Below are 19,387 nucleotides of genomic sequence, written 5' to 3'. Positions count from 1 at the left end.
AACCCTGTTTGCTTACCTCTGTGATCTCGATGCACAGTATAGGAAAGACGCTTTATGTCTGACATGGGATCTCATAATTTTCCGGCCGCTCGGCCATTGCCAAATGCGGACAAGACCGAGGACAGCCCGAATCCGGCTCCCGCCAGACCCGATATTACGCGATCCGCCCACGGTTCAGGGGGGACACCGCAGCGTTCCGAAGGGCACAAGATTGGCGAAGTCATCGAAATTGCCGGCTCGGGATCGCAAATCGTCATGGACAGCGCCGTGCTGGCCAGTCTCGCCGAACATGGTGATCCGACGGTCAGAATGGCTGGTCAGGTCGGCAGTCAGATCAAGATTCGGGTCGGCGTAACCTGGCTGCTCGCCAATATCCGGACGCAGAAACTCTATCAGGGCCAGTCCGGTCTGGTGACAGCGCAGATCGATTTCCTCGGCGAAGGCGATGAAGAACGCCTCACCGGTCATATCTACAATTTCCGTCGCGGTGTGACGCGCTATCCGGTTCCCGGGTCGGTCGTCTATGCCGTTACCACCGCCGATCTGAAGCAGGTTTACGCCTCCGATGGCCGGACCAATGTGGAAATCGGAACGGTGTATCCGACCGACGATATTCGCGGCGGCCTTTACGTCGATGCGATGCTCGGCAAGCATTTCGCGCTGCTCGGATCCACCGGTACCGGTAAATCAACCTCGGCTGCGCTGATCCTCCACAAGATCTGCGATATTGCGCCCGAAGGCCATATCCTGATGATTGACCCGCACGGGGAATATTCGGCGGCGTTCAAAACCAATGGCCGGCTGTTCGACGTCAATAATCTCGCGCTGCCCTATTGGTTGATGAACTTTCAGGAACATTGCGAAGTCTTTGTGAAATCCAATGGTGATGACAAGCAGATGGACAGCGATATTCTCGCAAAATGCCTGCTCGCGGCCAAGGCCAAGAGCCAGGCGGCAGCGGGTGTCGCCAAACTGACCGTGGATTCACCGGTTCCCTATCTGTTGTCCGACTTGACCACCATCATCCAGAATGAAATGGGCAAGCTCGACAAGTCCACCAACACCGCGCCTTATATGCGGCTCAAGACCAAGATTGACGAAATCAAGGCCGATCCCCGCTATAGCTTCATGTTCTCCGGCATGCTCGTCGGCGACACAATGAGCGACTTCCTGTCCAAGATTTTCCGGCTGCCTGCCGATGGCAAGCCGATCTCGATCATCGATGTCTCCGCGGTCCCGTCCGAAATCACACCTACCGTCGTCGCGGTTCTCAGCAGACTGGTCTTTGACTATGCCATCTGGGCCCGCAACGAACCGAAACGGCCAATGCTGCTGGTTTGCGAGGAGGCTCACCGCTACATTCCCAATGACGATATTGCTGGAGAAAGCAGTGTTCGCGATATTCTCAGCCGGATTGCCAAAGAGGGTCGTAAATATGGCGTATCCCTCGGACTCATCACCCAGCGACCATCCGATCTCGCAGAGGGTGTGCTGTCGCAATGTGGTACGATCATCTCGATGCGTCTGAACAACGATCGCGACCAAAGCTTCGTGAAAGCGGCAATGCCCGAAGGCGCGCGTGGTTTTCTCGATTCCATTCCTGCGCTGCGCAACCGCGAGTGCATCGTCTGCGGTGAAGGTGTCGCCATTCCAATCCGGGTGTCGCTCGATACCCTGGCAGAAGAACGCCGTCCGGCATCGGAAGATCCGATCTTTACCGATCTGTGGCGCGAACATGGCGGCGAAGAAGAGATTATCCAGCGGGTTATCAAACGGTGGCGCAGCCAGGGGCGCTAATCCCCATTTTGCCATTAGTCTGCGCAGATCGGTCGTTTGTCGAACGGCGATAGCGTAACCATCCTATTCGATTACACCTGTAGTCGATAGATCGGACCCAATGCCCGATCCGATTGGATGGAGAATGACAATGACAAATCGCAAATATGCTGGCGTGGCAGCAGGGCTGGCGTTGGCCGCCATGGCGTCGATAATCCCGGCGACCACCGGCCAGGCTCATGACGGCGATCACAAATTCAGCAAGAAATGGAGCAAGGACCTCGCCGAGAAAATCGAGGCCAGGGTCCAGATGGGCATGGTCAAGGGCGCTGCTGGCATGGAGAAAGGCGCGGATAAAATGCTGCGCGGGGCCGACAAGATGGAAGCCTATGCCGATCGTCTGGAACGCGATGCCGCGTTTCGCGAGAGCGAAGCCGAAAAACGCAGCCAATGGGGTGAAGGCCGGATCACCGCCGATGAGCTGTTGAAACAGGCGCCCGAATTCCGCCGCGGCGCGACTGAAATGCGCGAGGGCGCAGCCGAATTGCGAAAAGCCGCCGAAAAAATGCGCCGCGGAGATACCAACTAGAGCAACTGACATCCGGCCTGTTGGCGATCCTGATCGCGATGCCGCATCTCGGCCGCCACGGTGCGCGCTCTGGATCCTGAAACACGTTCAGAATGGCGCGGCGCATGGCACCAAGGTCTTTTGAGTTTTTGGTTTTACCCCAGGCGGTCGAGGGCGGCCTGCAGGCGCTCGGCCTCGGCGCTTTTGTCGGCCAGGTCGGCGCGGGCTTTCGCGACCGCTTCTGGCTTGGCTTTTTCGACAAAATTGGCGTTGCCCAGACGGCCTTCGAGCGACTTGGCTTCCTTGGACACGCCCTCCAAGGCCTTGCCCAGCCGGGCTTTTTCCGCGTCAATGTCGATCGCACCGACAAGCGGCAGGACGTAAGTCGCGCCATCGATGACAATCTGGGCGGTGGCCCCTTCTGGTGCTGGATCAAAAGAGAAGCTCTCAAGACGACCGACCCGATCCAGAGCGGATGCCTGGCGTGTGATTCGATCTTGCAGGTCTTGGTCGCCATCACGAACATGGGCGGTCATCTTTGTGCCCGGCGCAATGTTGAGTTCGACTTTGGCGGTCCGGGTGGCCGAGATCAGGCGAATGAGCCAGTCGACTTCGGCCTTGGCCTCGGGATCAATCTCTGCTTTGGGCTCCGGCCATTTGGCGACGATCAGGTCATAATTCCGGCCGCCGGTTTCCGAAGCCATGCTGTGCCATAATTCTTCCGTGATAAACGGCATGAACGGATGGAGCATGACGATGATCTGGTCGAGCACCCAGCCGGCCACAGCGCGGGTTTCGGCGGCAGCCGCCGCATCTTCGCCTTGCAGCAATGGCTTGATCAGTTCGAGATACCAGTCGCAGAACCGGTCCCATGTGAAATGATAAATCGTGTTGGCGGCTGCATCAAAGCGCAGGTCTCCGAGCGCCTTGTCGAGTGTAGCGAGCGTCTCGGTCACTTCGGACAGGATCCAGCGATTGACCGGCAGCTTGGCCTCTGGCGCACGCAATGTCTTGCTCGCGCCGATGCCGTTCACTTCACAGAAGCGTGAGGCATTCCACAGCTTGGTCGCGAAATTGCGATAGCCTTCGACCCGCTTGTCATCCATCTTGATGTCGCGGCCCTGGCTTTCCATCGCCGCCATGAAAAACCGCAACGCATCGGCGCCATATTGGTCGATCAGGCCGAGCGGATCGACCACATTGCCCTTGGACTTGGACATTTTCGAACCATCTTCAGCACGCACAAGGCCGTGCAGATAGAGCCGCTTCCACGGCACATCCTTCATGAACTGAATGCCCTGCATCGCCATGCGCGCGTCCCAGAAAAACAGGATATCAAAGCCGGAGATCAGCAGGTCATTGGGGTAATGGCGCTTGAGGTCTTCGGTTTCTTCCGGCCAGCCGAGCGTACCGAAGGGCCATAGGGCGGACGAGAACCAGGTGTCGAGAACGTCGGGGTCGCGGAACAATGCAATGGTTTGGCCGCCACCTTCTGTCCGCGCAAAGTTTAGTGCGTCTTCTCGGCTTTTCTTAAAAACAATTTCGGGATCGGGTAGCTTCTCAGATCGATAAAACTCTTTGGCAGCCTGAATTACCTCTTGTTCGGTTGCTGCTACAAAAATTTGCTCGTCACGATCTCTATTCTTGTTAGCCTTGAACAAAACATCGTTCAGATACAGGAACTGCCTTGTGCCATCGACTTCTTCTACAACCGGTCCAAACCAGGCCGGAATCCGGTGTCCCCACCAAAGCTGGCGCGACACGCACCAGGGCTGGATATTCTCCATCCAGTTGAACCAGGTTTTCTCCCAGGTCTTGGGCACAATCTCGATGCTGCCATCGCGCACCGCCTTGATCGCGGGCTGGGCGAGTGTCTCGGCATCGACATACCATTGGTCGGTCAGCCAGGGTTCGATCACCACGCCGCCGCGATCGCCAAAGGGCGTTGCGATGGTACGCGGCTCGGCATCATGCTCGACGGTTTCGCCATCCTGGGATTTGGTCACATGCGGGATCAGGCAGCCGAGCTCTTTCATCCGCTGCACAACCAATTCCCGTGCGCCCTTTACACCGTCTTTCTTGAAGCGGTGCAGACCGATAAATTCTTCCGGCACCAGAGCGTCGGCGGTCTGGCAGACATTGGCCTCGCCATCGAGCATATTGAGCATGTCCGCCGGCGCGAACCCGGCCCGCTTGCCGACTTCAAAGTCATTGAAATCGTGGCCCGGGGTGATTTTCACCGCACCGCTGCCCAGTTCCGGATCGGCATGTTCATCGGCAACAATCTTGAAGCGCCGCCCGGTAATCGGTTGCTCAATCTCTTTGCCGATGACGCTCTTATAGCGCTCGTCACTGGGATGAACAGCCACCGCCATATCGGCAAGCATGGTTTCGGGCCGGGTGGTGGCGACTTCAATATAGTCCTGACCATTATCCAGAGTCACGCCATCGGCCAGAGGATATTTGAAATGCCAGAAATGGCCCTTCATATCGGTGGTCTCAACCTCGAGATCGGAGATTGCGGTTTTCAGCGCCGGGTCCCAATTGACTAGCCGCTTGTCGCGGTAAATCAGGCCATCATTGTAAAGGTCTACAAACACTTTGAGGACGGCTTCGTTCATGCCGTCGTCCATGGTGAAACGCTCGTTGGACCAGTCCATCGAACAGCCGAGACGGCGCAGCTGTCCGGTGATTGTGCCACCGGACTCCTCTTTCCATTCCCAGACTTTTTCGACAAATTCTTCGCGGGTGAAATCGGTGCGCTTTTGCTGGCGCTCATTCATTTGCCGCTCGACGACCATCTGGGTCGCGATCCCGGCATGATCCATCCCAACAACCCAAAGCGCATCCTTGCCCTTCAACCGTTCGTGGCGAATGATGATATCCTGCAGAGTATTGTCGAGCGCATGGCCAATATGCAGCGACCCGGTGACATTGGGTGGCGGGTTGACGATCGTGAACGGCTCTGCATCGCCGCGTTCCGGGCGAAACTGACCAGTGGATTCCCAGTGCTGGTACCAGCGCGCTTCGATCGCGGCGGGGTCGAAATTTTTATCTAATGTCATGCGCTGCCTTTGCCAGCGCCCGACCGGTTATTCAACACCCGTTATGCGGATAACGGAGCCTCCCCACCGCCACGCCAACGTCATCCCGTCACAACGCCATCGTCATCCTGAACTTGTTTCAGGATCTCGTTCGGCACGGCGCTCCCTCTCGATGGGTCCTGAAACAAGTTCAGGATGACGTGGTATTGCTGCACAGCCGTGCACAGGCCCTACCCCAATATCGCATCAATCTCGGCATTGGCCTTGGCGCGCAGCTGGCGTTTGCAGGCAGCGAAAGCGGGTTGGGCATTGAGCTCCTGGGCCTTGGCCACGGATTTCGCGATCAGGTCGTCCGGCATCAACGTCGCCTCAACCAGACCAGCGCCAATCGCTTCATTGGGTTTCAGCAACATGCTCGACAAGGCCAGCCGCCGGCGCCAGGACGGTTCCAGCCAATGGTCCAATATCGCTTGCGGAACCGGTGGAAAGGGCAGACCCGCCTTGGCCTCGGGCAGACCGATTTTATAATTGCCGGAAGCGGCGTAAATCCAGTCGGCGCACAGCATCATGATACCGCCAGCACCAATCGCATTGCCGTTGACCGCACAGACCAGCGCGCAGGGCAGCCGATGAAGCGACGCCGCAAAGCCGTTAATCGCGGCAACCGCCCGTTTCTGGCCCGCGTCATCCAGCGACGCAGCGATTTTCGTGTCCATGCCACAGGTAAAATGCTCGCCAGCCCCAGTCAGCACGACGCCCCCTTTGGGCTTGTCCTGCGCAAGCTGATGAAAGACGCTGATGCCTTCGTCGAGCAGGTCCGAGGATAGCGTGTTGCGCGGCGCGTTGGTCAGGGTGACGATTACCGTGTCGCCCTCTTTCTGCATCGGAAAATAGCTCATTCGCCTTGTCCTTCCGCGGTCCACTGCGCCATCCAGTCAAACACGGTATTGTGCCATTGCACGCTGTTCTTGCCGTTGAGCACCCAGTGGTTTTCATCCGGGAAGATCAGCAATTTCGATGGAATATTCATCTCCTGCATATGGGTGAACGGCATCAGCGACTGGGTATAGGGAATGCGGAAATCCTTTTCCCCGTGGATGAACAGGGTTGGCGTCTTCCACTTGTCGATACGGTTGAGCGGGTTCCAGCGCTCCGGATTGGGCCGGGTCGACCAGGATCCGCCATGATCCCACTGGTCAAACCACAATTCTTCGGTCGAAAAGGCGAAGCTGCGCAGATCGAATATGCCGGCATGGTTGATGATACAGTCAAACTGATCCGGCCACTGACCCGCAATCCAGTTCATCATATAGCCGCCATAGCTGGCACCGAGCGCACAGGACCGGTCGCCGTCAATCTGCTTGTCGATCTTGAGGGCTGCGGCATGGCCGAGCTTCAGATCCTCCAGTGGCTTGCCACCCCAATCCTGGTTGATGCTGTCGGTAAAGGCCTGCCCGTATCCGGTCGAGCCGTGGAAGTCGACGGTCACTACCGCATAGCCTTGCGCCGCCATGACCTTGTAATTCCAACGGGTTGACCAGCTGTTGCCAAAGCTGCCCTGCGGTCCGCCATGGACCAGAAAGGCCATTGGCAGCTTGCCTTTGGCACCCGCCGGCTTGATGATCTGCCCCCAAACCTGGTCGCCATTGGCGCCTTTGAAATCAAAGCGCTGGATGTCGACCTGGTCCATCTCGGTCAGCGCTGCGCTATTCATCCGGGTCAGCTGAGTCACTTTTCCATCCGCAGACCGGTGATAAATATCATCGGGCTGCTGAATGCTTTTCAGCGTGTAAAGGATCGCGCCATCGCGCAGCGGCACCACATTGCCCGCGCTGCCGGATTTGGTCAGCCGGGTGACTTGGCCCGATTCCAGATCGACCTGGAATACCGGCTTGTCGAGCACATCGCTTGCGGTGACATAGAGGCTCTTGCTGTCCGCTGCCCAAGCGATCGAGCTGATCGAGCGGTCCCAATCCTTGGTCAGCGAACGCTGTTCGGTCAGCTTTTGACCCTTGTTGCGGACCATCAACACCATCTTGTCCGATTCATAACCGGGCCGGGCCATCGCGCCCCAGGCAAGCCATTCGCCGTCCGGGGAAAAGGCCGGCATCACATCCACGGCCGGATTGGTCGCGGTGAAATTGGTCGTCTTTTCGCCATTGGCGCGCGTGCCATAAATATCGAGATTGGTCGATTTGGGTTCGTTGCGGTCCGCCAGGCGCAGCGTGAACAACACGCCTTCGTCATCCGGGGCCCAGGTAATTTCCTCGCCGCCACCAAAAGGTTTGGTCGGGCTGTCACCGACCAGGTCGCCATCCATCGCGACGCCGGGACCGCTTAGTTTTCCACCATCCAGGTCAAAGGCAAAGATCCGGCTGTAATTGCCGGGTGTTTCCCAAGATGACCAGTGACGCACGAACAGCTCGTCATATTCCCGTCCGGTGCCAGGGCCAGGCAGCGCTTTATTGCCGTCACCGCCAGCATCCTCTGCGCACCCAAATGTCGGGCATTCCCGTGCGATATCGCCCCAGACCGCAATCTTGCTACCTTTGGGCGACAGTTTGAAGCCCGCGACATCCGCCTGCAAGTTGCTCGATTGTACGGGATTACCCGCGGGACCATCGGTGGATATGGCCAGACTCCAGACCTGTTCCGAACCGCTGGCATCACTCAGATAGTAAAGCGTTTGCCCATCCGCCGAAAAAGCCGGGCTATGTTCGCTGGCATCCGCGCGATCAGCGATGCGCACCGGCGGCGCGTTTTTGTCGGTGAGATCAAGCAGATACAAGGCGGTGGCGCGCGCATAGCTTTCCGGATCGGTTTCGGTGACGCTGAACACGGTCCATTTCTCATCCGCTGAGACCGTCGGCGCGCCGACCCGGTTGAGCGTTGCCAGATCTTCAGCGGTCATTGGCCTTGCGACAGCGGCATTGGTGGACAGAAGCGCGCCGGACAACAGCAGGGCAACGCAGGAAGCTTTGGTCATGATTTTCATGATCAAAGGTGTAGCATGCTTGTCGGACAAGACAATCCGACAAATCGCCGATGATATAGGCTGGATTATACCGGTTGTTTAACAGCCGGCTGGGGGCGTTACTTCTGGCTGATCCGGCGAATTTCCTGGGCGACCATTTCCTCGACGAGGCGTGGCAGATTGTCGTCGAGCCACTGCTTGAGCATCGGTTTCATCATCTCGCGGGTCATGTCCTCCAGTGATGTCTGGCCGTCCGCTTTTGCTGGCGCCGGACTGTTGCTGCTGTCCATGGCCACCAGCGCCGATAGCGACTGCCGCATGGCGTCGAGCTTCTTGTCATCGATCAGACGCTCTTGCTTGCGCCGGTCCCCGAATACGCCGTGGGCATTGCGGACGGCATCATCCTTGACCTCATTAGTCAGCTCGAGAATCTCGTCGCTGTCATCATTATCTGCCGACACGTCCGCACCCTCCGGTTCTTCAACCGCATCGCCGTCAGCCGCAACAACCTTGTCCGCTCCGGAATCTTCGACGGGCGCGTTGGAGTCCTCCAATATCGATTGCGGCAAGGGCGGAACCAGGTCGACAACCTTCTTGGACCGCGATGCTGCCGGCTTTCTGGCTTCCGCTGGCCGGTCGATTTCAATCGCCTTATCCTCGGCAATGATCCGCTTGATCGACGACAGGATTTCTTCCATCGACGATTCGCTTTCTCGCTCGCTGCTGTTTTCCGCCATTTGCAGGTCCCTATACTCTTTACAAGCGCGACTGGCGCCGGACTTCTCTCTAACCCATTAACCATGATTCCGGCAAGCATCCGCCGGTCAATTCTTTCATCCGATATGGATTATGGCTTTTCTGGCGATTCTGGCCGGCTTTCTGGTGTCCCGGTCCTAGCGGAAGGCAGCGGCTCAACATCCGCGGTTTGCGCGACCGTATCGACGGTGCGGGTGGCCACCGGCTCCGGATTTGGATCGCTTTGATAGTCATAAAAGCTGCTTTTCACACGCTCGTAATTGACCTGCGGGTCGTAGAGCGCGCCACCTTCGAGACCAAGATCACGGGCTTCGGCCCGGCCCATTGCCGCGAGCAAAGTAAACCCGGCGACATAGCTGTTGCGACGCGCCGTCACGAGATCGACCTGCGCGTTGAGCAATTCCTGCTCGGCATTCAGAATATCAAGGATCGTCCGATTGCCGACGCTATTTTCGGCCCGCACGCCTTCCAACGAAAGCGCCGATGCGGCGACAGCGCGCTCGGATGATTGAATCACCCGTTCGGACGCTCGCCAGCTGGAATAAGCTGCGCGAGTCTGGGCGATGATATTGCGTTCTGTGGCAATTAGTTGCTCATAGGCCTGACCGGAACGCGCTTGGGCTTGCCGGATTTGAGCCGCCGGCCGGCCGCCTTGATAGATCGGCACGGTCAAACGTACGCCAGCTTCGGCGGTCGACTGTTCCTGCACAAAATTGGCGCCAACAATATTGCCGCCCAAGGTATTGAGGAAATTGACGTAATTGCCCTGGGTGAACACCTCGACTGACGGTCGTCTGCTTGCCCGCGCGCTTTTGATATCAAATTCGGAAGCCGCGCTGCGCTCCTTGGCCGCGAGCAGATCGGGATTATATTGCAGCGCGATTTCAACCGCCGCATCCGGCGTCGCAGGGAGATTGGGTAGCGGCGGAGGTGGTTCGAGTTTACCCGGTGCCCGCCCGACCAAGGCGATGTAATTTTCCTTGCTCGCGATAAGATTGGCCCGCGCGGATTCGAGATTGCCCTTGGCAATTTCCAGCCGTGATTCGGATTGCGCGACGTCGGTTCGTGTCAGATCGCCAATTTCGAAGCGGTCGCTGGTCGCCTCGAGATTGACCGCAAGAACACCGACATTGGCGCGGCTCAGACGAGTGACCGCCTCGTCGCGGATGACATCCATATAAGCCGCTACAACATTACTGAACAAGGCCGCTTCGGTGCCACGCAGATCATATTGCCCGGCGCTGACCCGGGTCTTCGCCGCCTTGACCGCGTTTTTAACCCCACCGCCAGAATAGATCGGCACATTAATCTGTCCGCCAGCCACCGCCTGGCGCAAAGGCGCGGTAAAGCTGTTGGCGCTGCGCACGAAATTTTCCTGATAGGTGAAACTGGTTCCCGAACTTGGCCGGCCATCGGCTTTCGCAATCGGCACAGTTTCGTCGACAGCCCGCTGTCCGGCCTGAGCACCTGACAGGGTTGGGTTGGTTTTATAAGCGGCGACCATGGCCTCGCGCAGTGTTTCGGCATGAGCGGCAGAGGCCGACAGGCCCAAGGGAGCTGCAACCAAAACGGAGGCCGTCAAAAGCAGAATGCGTTTACTCATGTTCAACTGTCCCACCTTCATATTTCAGAATTCAAAACCTTTGGGCTGTTCAAAACCCGGCAGTGGTACACCGCCGCAATCTGCGAAATATTGATAGCCAATCACGTCGCCCGCTTTCCGGCCAAGCGCCAGTCGAGCCACGCCCTGGTCCGATATCGCAGCCACCAGGCGACCCTCTGGTTCCAGCTGTGCAACCAGACTGTCTGGCACCGCCTCGACAATGCCATCAATCAGAATCACCTGGTAAGGCCCGGATGCCGCATGGCCATCAGCATGATCCGCCTTTTGCACCGTCACTGTGTCGAGCGCGGCGCAATTTTTCTCGGCCGCTTTGGCAAGCTTTGCGGATTGTTCAACCGCGACAACTGAGCCCGCCAATTGTGCCAGCACCGCTGCGGTATATCCGCTCGCGGCACCGATCAGCAAAACGTTATCGTCTTTGCCAATTTCAGCAGCATTGATCAGCCGCCCGGTCGACAAAGGCGCGTTCAGACTGCGCCCTTCGCCGATCTGGACACCACGGTCGGAATAAGCGACGGATCGCATCGCGGCAGGGACGAAATCTTCCCGCGCAACATGGCTCATCGCCGCAATGACACGCGGATCGCTGACATCTGTGGTGCGCAATTGACTGACGACCATCGCCTTGCGCATTGCGTTGAAATTTTCCTGACCCACGAACCTACCCTCGATCTGTTCCGATAATGCCTATGCCACCCCTGTATTATTTAAGCAATACAGCAGTCGCTATTTTCTGTCGCTTCTAGCGGCAGTTAGGACCATCGCCAAGCCGGATTTCAGCGATTTCGCGATGAACCGATCAATTGGACCTTCCTGAAGCAACTCCAACGGTCACGCGGCAAACGGCCCTAATAGTGCTGATGCCGCTCAAACGGGGCTTGACATTATCAGCAAAGCGAAGCAATTGCGCCCCTCTCCGGCCCGATGGCGGAGTGGTTACGCAGCGGATTGCAAATCCGTCTACGCCGGTTCGATTCCGGCTCGGGCCTCCATTTTTTTCGGATGCATATTGGACCAGTCTTGGTCTCCGGCGAGTCGCAGCCCGGGGCCGGGATGGCGGATTGCGCCGGGTCATCGCTCCGGCATCGCGCCACCCAGAGGACCCCTTTTTAATCGGCGGCGCAGCGGGATTCCGCTAAATGTTACCATCTGTTTACCGTCTTTATCATTGGACCACATAACCAATGACCGATCAGGATGAACGAACGCAGCAATCTCTCTATTTCAGCCGAAGAGCAAGGCGCGCCCAACGCCATGCGAGAGCCACGGCTGCGGCGACTGGTCAAGATCGAGGTCCGATTGGCCGATGGCCACCAGGCAGAAGCCCTCGTGCGCAACATTTCATCCTTCGGACTCTGTGCAAAATTTCCCCTCTCCGCGGAACGCGGCGATTCCATAATCGTCTGCAAGGAAGGCTATGGCCAGGTTTCCGGGACAATCCGATGGGTGGACCGGGACCTGATTGGCGTGCAGTTTGAGGATCCGATCGACGTCGACCGGTTCAATTTTGGCGCCCAAAACAGCAAAGGCCATTTTGTGAAAAAGGTCGACAACGCGCATGTCTGGAAGGGATTCCAGCAGGCAACCGACATCAAGCGCCCCGGCTTTCGATCGCGCTGATCTGAGTGCTTATCCCGCCTTTGAGGCCGGTTGCAGCGTCAACGCAACCGCTTCGGTGGTCGCAGCGTTCAAGCCCAATAAACCGGTGATGCTGGCTTTGAACTCAGTGAATAGGATTTCCAATTTATCCAGCCCTTTTCCGGTGAGCAGGATATAGGATCGGTCGCGGTCGAAAATATCATCTTCCTGATAGACAAAACCATCTTGCATAAGCAGATCAAGATAGCGCAGCGCGACCTCTTCGGGCATCGCGGTCAAATGCACAATCTCGGGCAAGCCGAGCCGCCGGTCTGCCTTGTTGGCTTGATAGAGCTCCAGCAGAATTTCCCAGATGCAATTGGAAAAATAGCCAGTGGGAAAAGACGCATCGCGAGTCCGGCGCAGATTCAAGGCGAACGCGCTGATATCCAGATTGGCAATCAACTGGACCCAGTTCTCCCGCTCCATCCGGTCGAGTTGCTGTTTGATATCCTTCAAAATGGTCAGCTGATCGGTCAATTCTTCCATGGCACGGTCTCAGGTTGCGCCAACGTTGTATGCACGCGAATCGCGAAGCAATGTTTACAACGTTAACTGTGGTTGGGGATCGCTCTCCTAGGGGAGCCGACGAGATCTTGCTGTCACGCAAACAGGGGACAAGTTGTAAAAATTTGTATTTTGGCGCATTCTGTCGGGGTCGCGCTTTAAAAAGGGGGATTCGATGGCCGGATCGACCGATCATAAGATTCCTATTGCCGAAATTCTTCTGGAAATCAGCAAGTTGGACGACGTTACTGATATATTGCACCGGATACGGGACGCCTGCGCGGATCTCGGGGCCAACCGTTCTAGCTACCATCTCACCCCGAAATTGCATTCCCAGACCGACAAGGCTGTCTATCTCGCAGCGACCGGCTTTCCCAAGCAGTGGCTTCAGCTCTACGAAAATCCGGACTTCCGCAAACATGACCCGATCCCCGATATGATCATGCAGCATGGCGAAGCGATGCTGTGGCAAGACGCCCTGGCGTCTCGCCGGTTGACAAAGGAGGAGGAGGCTTTTGCCCGGCAACTCGATGCGCACGGCCTGCACCAGGGTCTCGGCATCCCGCTCTTTGGTCCGAAAGGCCGCAACGCTTATTCGTCCTTCACCTTCGATCCTGTAGAGCTTGTTTTTGACGATGAAATCATCGCCACGATCACATCGCTCGCTTTGTCTGCGCATGTCCGCATCTGCAATATATTGGAACGGAAACACAGCCGAAAGGTGCGCCTGTCCGAGCGCGAAAATCAGGTTGTGCGGTTGATTGCCAATGGCCGGTCCAACAAAGCGATTGCCGCTCATCTGAAGATTGAACCATCGACCACGGATACCTACGTCCGCCGAGTCTTCGCAAAGCTCGGTGTCAGCGACCGCATGGGGGTTTCGATCAAAGCCCTGGAACTTGGCATTTTGCACCTCTGATCTAAGCGCTTTGACCGCCCGTCGCAGCGTATCAGGCTTGCCAGCAATCCGCCATATGGTCATCCACCATCCCGATCGCCTGCATATAGGCATAGATGATGGTGCTCCCGACGAAACTCATTCCGCGCTTTTTCAACGCCTTGGAAATGGCATCGCTCATCGGTGACGTGGCGCGCATATCCGCACGGGTTTTTGGCCGGTTTACCACCGGCTCGCCATCGACATGAGCCCACAGCCAGGCATCGAAACTGCCAAATTCCTCCTGCATCGCCAAAAAAACGAGGGCATTTTTGCGCACCGAATAGATTTTGAGCCGGTTGCGGATGATCGATTCATCCTCGCGCAAGGCCTCCAGTTCGCTGTCGGTCATCGCGGCAACGCGGTGGAGATCAAAACCATGAAAGGCGCGGCGATAGCCGTCCCGTTTGCGCAGCACGGTTTCCCAGCTCAGCCCCGCCTGGGCGCCTTCGAGAATGAGGTTTTCGAACAGCTTCCGGTCGTCATGTTCCGGAATACCCCATTCCTCGTCATGATAGACCCCATAAAATTCCTTGCCGGCCTGGCCGCCGAAGCAACGCGCTTTGCCATCTGTACCGATCACTGTCATCGCTGGAGCTTAAGCCGCGCCGAAAGCGCTGTCTACTCGGCAGGCTGCATATCCGGCGGGTCTTGCGCAGCCGGCTTATCATCGGCCGGTGGCCACCAGCCGATCTTGACCTTCACCCAGTTGATCGCGCGCGGAATCGGGGCGTTGCGGTCCATCCATTCGGCATAGGCCTTATAGTCAGGATCGCTCAGCAAATGCTTTTCTTCGGTCTTCGCGCGCCAGTAATAGACCCCGCTGACGACTGCCATCAGCGCGGTGTTGCGGACAAAGTCGGTCAGGCTGCCAGAAGTGACCAAAAACGGCATGGTCGCCAGCCACCAATAGATGTTCTTGGCGACATAGGCGGGATGTTTGGTAAAGCGATAGGGCCCGTGAGTCAGGATTCCGCGATGGGTCAGGTTCGAAAAGCGGATACCGAAGGCCACGGTTGCCCAGGCATAAATGGCGGTCAGCAGCACGAGGATCGTGCCCCAGACGATCAGCAATATGTCTTGCCCGGCAAACCAATAGGCCCAGTCGGCAGTGTTCACATGATAGTTGAGCGGGCCGTTATCGCCCATCAAAATGAAGGGCGGGTAGCACATCAAGGCGGCAACCCAGCCGGCCAGAAAGGGATTGGCGGTTCGGATATGAGCATCAAGCGGTTTCATGGTCAGCAAATAGCCGATCGTGGCAAACTGCACATCGACGACAAACATGGCGATGATCAGCCAGTGCGCAATGGCAACCGGATTGCTGATGACGGCATTGATATCGAGCCGGACGATGTCACCAAAGCCACCCGGAACAATCGAGATCATGAACGCCAGGAAAAAGCCTTTCACCGCCCAGGCGCGCAGATGGTGATAGATTTCCTCGCGATCATAAGTCCCGCGCGCACCCATCAGAAACTGTCCGAAATGCCAAGCGCCGTCCCGCGGTTCGACAAACCGCCGGTCCATCCACAAGACATAAGGGATCGACAGGCCAAAGACATAAGGCGCCGCGGTCTCCATCATATTCATCGAAAATTGATATTGCCCGGTCCAGTACCAGCGCCCGACACAGTAGATCAGCGCGATCAACCCCCAGGTTGCCCACAGCCCTGCCAATTTAACAAGGCTGATATCGAAGGTCGCTCGCGCTGGCTTCGGGTTTTTCCAGTCGATCCCGGTTGATGGTCGCAAATGCACCTTGTCGTAGAGCAGCGACCAGATGACCATCGGAAGGCCAGTCGCCGCACAGGCAACAAGCGCGGAATAGGGCCCATCCATGCCATATTGGCGGGCAATCAGAATCCAGGAAAATAACCCCAGCAATCCGGCGAACCCGACACCGGACGAAACCGCGGACGACGGTCGCGGGTCAGCGCGGCTGATTTTCGGGCTTTTCGGTCCTGACATGAGCATCGCTTTAACCAGAAATGGTAAGCAAGCGATGAACAGACCGATTTTTGGGGGATTTGTGTCGAATGATCTAGGAAAGCGACTCGTGATGTCCTATATTTGATCGAAAGAGGTGGATGGGAAAAACATGCTGATAAAGAATGGAAAAATCGTGAAAAACATCGGTCTATCAATCTGTTCCGCGGTTGCCCTTGTGGCGTGCACCAATGGCGATGACGCGCAGGCGACAAAAGGAGACGGTAACGCGGCGGAAACCAGTGCCGATATCTCGCCGGTTGACCGAAAACCTTTCAACAGCACAGAAATTGCCAGCTTTGATGAGCCATGGGCGATGACTTTTTTGCCCGACGGAACGGCGCTGATTACCGAAAAAGCGGGCAAGTTGATTCACATCTCAATGAACGCCCAGGGCCAGGTGGAAAATCAGACGACAATTTCCGGTGTTCCCGAAGTCGACTATGGTGGTCAAGGCGGCTTTGGTGATGTCGTGCTCTCACCAACCTTTGCCGAAGACAATATGGTCTATCTCAGCTGGGTAGAAGCGGGCGAGAATGATCAGCGCGGCGCCGTCGTTGGCCGCGCCAAACTGGTTCTTGGGGCGGACAAGAATGGCCGTCTGGAGAATATGGAAATCATCTGGCGACAAACGCCCAAAACCACCGGCAAGGGCCACTATTCGCACCGCATGGTCTTTTCACCCGACGGCAAATATCTGTTCATCGGGTCCGGGGAACGACAAAAATTTGATCCCTCGCAGGACATGACCGGCAATCTGGGCAAGATCGTTCGGCTGTTCCCGGACGGCTCGGTGCCAAAGGACAATCCGTTTATCGACGAAGAAGGCGCGCTGGATGAAATCTGGTCGCTCGGACACCGCAATATTCTTGGCATTGCCTTTGACAGCAATGGCAAGCTTTGGAATCACGAAATGGGCCCTCGCGACGGGGATGAACTGAACCTGGTGCAGCGCAGCGCCAATTACGGCTATCCCATCGTTTCCGACGGCGTGCACTATGATGGCAAGGATATTCCCGATCATGATACGCGGCCGGAATTTGCCGCCCCGAAAGTATCATGGGTGCCGACCATCGCTCCGGCGGGTCTGATCTTCTATTCCGGTGACTTGTTCCCAGCGTGGAACGGCAGCGCCTTTATCGGAGGCCTCGCCAGTGAGGCGATCATCCGGGTCTCGTTCGACGGCGAGAAAGCGAAGGAAGCCGAGCGCTTTGCGATGGACACCCGCATTCGCGAACTCGAGCAAGGACCAGATGGCGCCATCTGGGTGCTTGAAGATGGCGAAGGCGGACGTCTCTTGAAGCTGACCCCGGCGCGCTGAACGCCGGCATCGTGTCCCGTATAACGGGAACACGATCACCGATGGTTACCAATTGACGGTTGCTAGTTGACAGTTGTGGTCGTGCCCGAAAGGTCGCTGAGAAACTGGCGCACGCGCTTCGCGTTGGCCCCAAGATCATGCACGCCAACCCGGGAAACCGACCGCATGTCGATGATGCTGGCATTGCCGTTTTCCGCTGAACGGGCGCGGATGACCACGTCATCCTTGAACCGGAACAGCGAAATCGTTGCGGTGGCCTCGAGATGGCCGGCGGCCGGATCAACATTGGCGACCTCCCAACCGCGATCTTCGGCCAGGCGCTTGGCTTTTTCGATCACTTCGGCGACCGGCTGGTCAATCCGCACGGAACGGATGTCCGGATAGGCTTCCTGATGCAGAGTGGCCCAGCGCTGACGCGGATTCATCCCGCGCATCTCGCTGTCTTCAGCGCCCGGGATCTGGTCCCAATTATCGGCACGCAGCGTGAGGGCGGTAAACTGTGGCGGATCGGCCAGATCGGTGGTGATGTCATGGATCGCCGGCAGCGAGGCTGCGGTCATGATATAGCTGAGCATATAGCCGAGGAAACCAAGCGAGACGAGTGTACCCAGACCCAAAAGCGGCCAGCGTGTCTTGCGCCCTTTGCGGCGGTCAAGAATGAAGCCGATAATGGCGATCAGCAGCGCTATTATCGCCACCAGACCGGTCCATGGCAGCGCGGCCAAACCCGCTTGCCAACCCCATAATCCGAAGCCGCCGCCTGCGGCTGCCCCGAAAAAAGCGATTACTGCGGCGATGCTCAGAACCAATACGATCCAGCCTTTGGGATCCTTCCGAAACCCTGCAAATTTACCGTTTATGGCGGTGGCGCCGGCTGGCGACACGGTCTCGGTAGATGTATTCTGGTCCTGTTGGTTTTGCACGCTAAGCTCCCTTGTTGACCGTCTTTTAGACGCGGTCATCACGATGTGCAATCGGCTGGTTGGGTGGCGCAACATCGGGGCCCATCTCGCCGCTCGACAGGCCGCTGCTTTGCGGGTAAACGCCCGGCTTTCAAGACGCATTATCCTTCAGTCGAAAGCCTGCCTGTGAGTACTATTATTCCTTTGGTTGAAATTCCACCGGCGCTGGTCGACGATTTGCTCGACGCGGCTTTTGGCAAGGGGCGCAAGGAACGGACCGCTTACAAGGTGCGCGATGGCATGGCGATGCTCGAAGGGTTGAGCGTTGCTGCGGTCGACAATATCGAGAACGAGTTGCTCGGCTCGCTGCAATGCTGGCCGATTGCGCTGACCGACGACGAAGGTACGGCGCATCCGATGATCATGGTCGGACCGGTCGCGGTCTATCCCAGCTGCCAGGGCGAAGGCATCGGCCAGAAAATGATGACCGCCATTCTATCGGAAGTGAAAGAAGAGGACAGCCTGCCGCTGGTGATGATCGGGGATCCGGATTATTATGATCGGTTCTTCGGCTTTTCTGCCGCGTGGACAGGCGGATGGAGTCTGCCCGGGCCATGGGAACCTAGTCGCTTGCTGGTCCGCACAGGCCCGGATGTGGTGCTGCCGGAAAAAGGGAAACTCGGACCCTGGGTGGTTTGACTGCCGTTTCGTTCATCCGGATCAGAACCGCCCTTTACATAGCCGCTTGGCCACAATAGGCCCTATCCATGCCCTATACCCCGCCGCCCGAACTCGCGTCCCTTTCGCTTGCTGAAATTGCCGAACTGGTCGAAGCGCAGAAGCTACCGCCGGTCGACCAGTGGGACCCGCAGGACAGTGGCAATAGTGACATGCGCATCGCGGGTGACGGAACCTGGTATCATCAGGGCGATCCGATCACCCGCCCTGCCATGGTCCGCGCTTTTTCAAGCATCCTGCGGCAGGAAAAGGACAATGGCTACGCGCTGGTCACGCCGTATCAGAAGCTTAGTATCATCGTCGAAGACGCCCCCTTCATAGCAGTGGAAATGGAAAATGAAGGCCGCGGGCGTGATCGCAAGCTCGCCTTCCGGCTCAACACCGATCATCTTGTCATTGCCGACGATCTGCACAAGCTCAGCTTTCCCAACGACCCCGAAGATCCGCGCCCCTATCTGCATGTCCGTGGAGGACTGGAAGCGGTGCTGGCCCGGCCGGTTTATTATGACCTGATCGAAATGGCGCTGGCCGACCATGAAGCTGACACGGCCGAAGCCTTCGGTTTGTGGAGCCATGGTGCCTTTTTTCCGATCGCATTGCCGGAATGAGCGGG

The 19,387-nt window shown here is 57.4% G+C and carries 17 protein-coding genes and 1 tRNA gene; 8 read left to right on the top strand and 10 right to left on the bottom strand.

Annotated elements, in window-relative coordinates:
* Window positions 1-54 precede the first annotated feature (54 nt).
* Both ACZ1GS_RS03005 and ACZ1GS_RS03000 read left to right on the top strand, forming a co-directional pair.
* Window positions 55-1,797, top strand: a complete 1,743-nt coding sequence (locus tag ACZ1GS_RS03005; protein ID WP_472697015.1) for an ATP-binding protein — start codon at window positions 55-57, stop codon at window positions 1,795-1,797.
* 130 nt (window positions 1,798-1,927) lie between these two features.
* Entirely contained in the window at window positions 1,928-2,365 is a 438-nt protein-coding gene (locus ACZ1GS_RS03000) for a hypothetical protein (RefSeq protein ID WP_472697014.1), read from the top strand.
* 134 nt (window positions 2,366-2,499) lie between these two features.
* On the opposite strand, the gene ACZ1GS_RS02995 is transcribed toward ACZ1GS_RS03000, so the two are convergent.
* The 6 genes from ACZ1GS_RS02995 to ACZ1GS_RS02970 all read right to left on the bottom strand — a co-directional run bounded on the left by ACZ1GS_RS02995 (window position 2,500) and on the right by ACZ1GS_RS02970 (window position 11,399).
* Complete coding sequence (locus ACZ1GS_RS02995; RefSeq protein WP_472697013.1) at window positions 2,500-5,409, bottom strand: valine--tRNA ligase; 2,910 nt, start codon at window positions 5,407-5,409, stop codon at window positions 2,500-2,502.
* 209 nt (window positions 5,410-5,618) lie between these two features.
* Complete coding sequence (locus ACZ1GS_RS02990) at window positions 5,619-6,287, bottom strand: enoyl-CoA hydratase/isomerase family protein (RefSeq protein WP_472697012.1); 669 nt, start codon at window positions 6,285-6,287, stop codon at window positions 5,619-5,621.
* Window positions 6,284-8,383 (bottom strand): S9 family peptidase, encoded by a 2,100-nt coding sequence (locus ACZ1GS_RS02985; RefSeq protein WP_472697011.1) that lies wholly within the window; start codon window positions 8,381-8,383, stop codon window positions 6,284-6,286. The genes ACZ1GS_RS02990 and ACZ1GS_RS02985 overlap by 4 nt, the downstream gene beginning before the upstream one ends.
* A 98-nt stretch (window positions 8,384-8,481) precedes the next feature.
* Window positions 8,482-9,099, bottom strand: a complete 618-nt coding sequence (locus tag ACZ1GS_RS02980) for a DUF2497 domain-containing protein (protein ID WP_472697010.1) — start codon at window positions 9,097-9,099, stop codon at window positions 8,482-8,484.
* A gap of 110 nt (window positions 9,100-9,209) precedes the next feature.
* The gene (locus ACZ1GS_RS02975; RefSeq protein WP_472697009.1) at window positions 9,210-10,721 is read right to left on the bottom strand and encodes a TolC family outer membrane protein; all 1,512 of its coding nucleotides are present in this window, start codon (window positions 10,719-10,721) and stop codon (window positions 9,210-9,212) included.
* 24 nt (window positions 10,722-10,745) lie between these two features.
* Window positions 10,746-11,399 (bottom strand): protein-L-isoaspartate O-methyltransferase family protein, encoded by a 654-nt coding sequence (locus ACZ1GS_RS02970; RefSeq protein ID WP_472697008.1) that lies wholly within the window; start codon window positions 11,397-11,399, stop codon window positions 10,746-10,748.
* A gap of 261 nt (window positions 11,400-11,660) precedes the next feature.
* Here ACZ1GS_RS02970 and ACZ1GS_RS02965 point away from each other — a divergent pair.
* A tRNA-Cys gene (locus tag ACZ1GS_RS02965) sits at window positions 11,661-11,734 on the top strand.
* 205 nt (window positions 11,735-11,939) lie between these two features.
* Entirely contained in the window at window positions 11,940-12,362 is a 423-nt protein-coding gene (locus ACZ1GS_RS02960) for a PilZ domain-containing protein (RefSeq protein ID WP_472697007.1), read from the top strand.
* A gap of 9 nt (window positions 12,363-12,371) precedes the next feature.
* On the opposite strand, the gene ACZ1GS_RS02955 is transcribed toward ACZ1GS_RS02960, so the two are convergent.
* Window positions 12,372-12,869: a hypothetical protein gene (locus ACZ1GS_RS02955; RefSeq protein ID WP_472697006.1), complete on the bottom strand. Its 498-nt coding sequence runs from the start codon at window positions 12,867-12,869 to the stop codon at window positions 12,372-12,374.
* A 193-nt stretch (window positions 12,870-13,062) separates the two neighbouring features.
* Here ACZ1GS_RS02955 and ACZ1GS_RS02950 point away from each other — a divergent pair, with 193 nt between their 5' ends.
* Complete coding sequence (locus ACZ1GS_RS02950) at window positions 13,063-13,806, top strand: helix-turn-helix transcriptional regulator (RefSeq protein ID WP_472697005.1); 744 nt, start codon at window positions 13,063-13,065, stop codon at window positions 13,804-13,806.
* 31 nt (window positions 13,807-13,837) lie between these two features.
* On the opposite strand, the gene ACZ1GS_RS02945 is transcribed toward ACZ1GS_RS02950, so the two are convergent.
* Complete coding sequence (locus ACZ1GS_RS02945; protein ID WP_472697004.1) at window positions 13,838-14,413, bottom strand: DNA-3-methyladenine glycosylase I; 576 nt, start codon at window positions 14,411-14,413, stop codon at window positions 13,838-13,840.
* Between the two features lie 32 nt (window positions 14,414-14,445).
* Window positions 14,446-15,795 carry a methyltransferase family protein gene (locus ACZ1GS_RS02940; RefSeq protein WP_472697003.1) on the bottom strand — a complete coding sequence of 450 codons (1,350 nt, stop codon included), beginning with the start codon at window positions 15,793-15,795 and terminating at the stop codon, window positions 14,446-14,448.
* A 154-nt stretch (window positions 15,796-15,949) separates the two neighbouring features.
* Between ACZ1GS_RS02940 and ACZ1GS_RS02935 the strand changes: the two genes are divergently transcribed.
* Window positions 15,950-17,134: a PQQ-dependent sugar dehydrogenase gene (locus tag ACZ1GS_RS02935; RefSeq protein WP_472697002.1), complete on the top strand. Its 1,185-nt coding sequence runs from the start codon at window positions 15,950-15,952 to the stop codon at window positions 17,132-17,134.
* A gap of 62 nt (window positions 17,135-17,196) precedes the next feature.
* On the opposite strand, the gene ACZ1GS_RS02930 is transcribed toward ACZ1GS_RS02935, so the two are convergent.
* Entirely contained in the window at window positions 17,197-18,057 is an 861-nt protein-coding gene (locus tag ACZ1GS_RS02930) for a DUF1499 domain-containing protein (RefSeq protein ID WP_472697001.1), read from the bottom strand.
* Between the two features lie 165 nt (window positions 18,058-18,222).
* Here ACZ1GS_RS02930 and ACZ1GS_RS02925 point away from each other — a divergent pair, with 165 nt between their 5' ends.
* Both ACZ1GS_RS02925 and ACZ1GS_RS02920 read left to right on the top strand, forming a co-directional pair.
* Window positions 18,223-18,735: a GNAT family N-acetyltransferase gene (locus ACZ1GS_RS02925; protein ID WP_472697000.1), complete on the top strand. Its 513-nt coding sequence runs from the start codon at window positions 18,223-18,225 to the stop codon at window positions 18,733-18,735.
* 68 nt (window positions 18,736-18,803) lie between these two features.
* A complete protein-coding gene (locus tag ACZ1GS_RS02920) occupies window positions 18,804-19,382 on the top strand; it encodes a DUF1285 domain-containing protein (protein ID WP_472696999.1) in 579 nt (192 codons plus the stop codon).
* The last annotated feature ends 5 nt before the right edge of the window (window positions 19,383-19,387 follow it).

It is taken from the genome of Parasphingorhabdus sp. W113, from assembly GCF_055693205.1.
The sequence above is the reverse complement of the archived record's forward strand: the minus strand, read 5'-3'. Positions and strand labels throughout refer to the sequence as shown.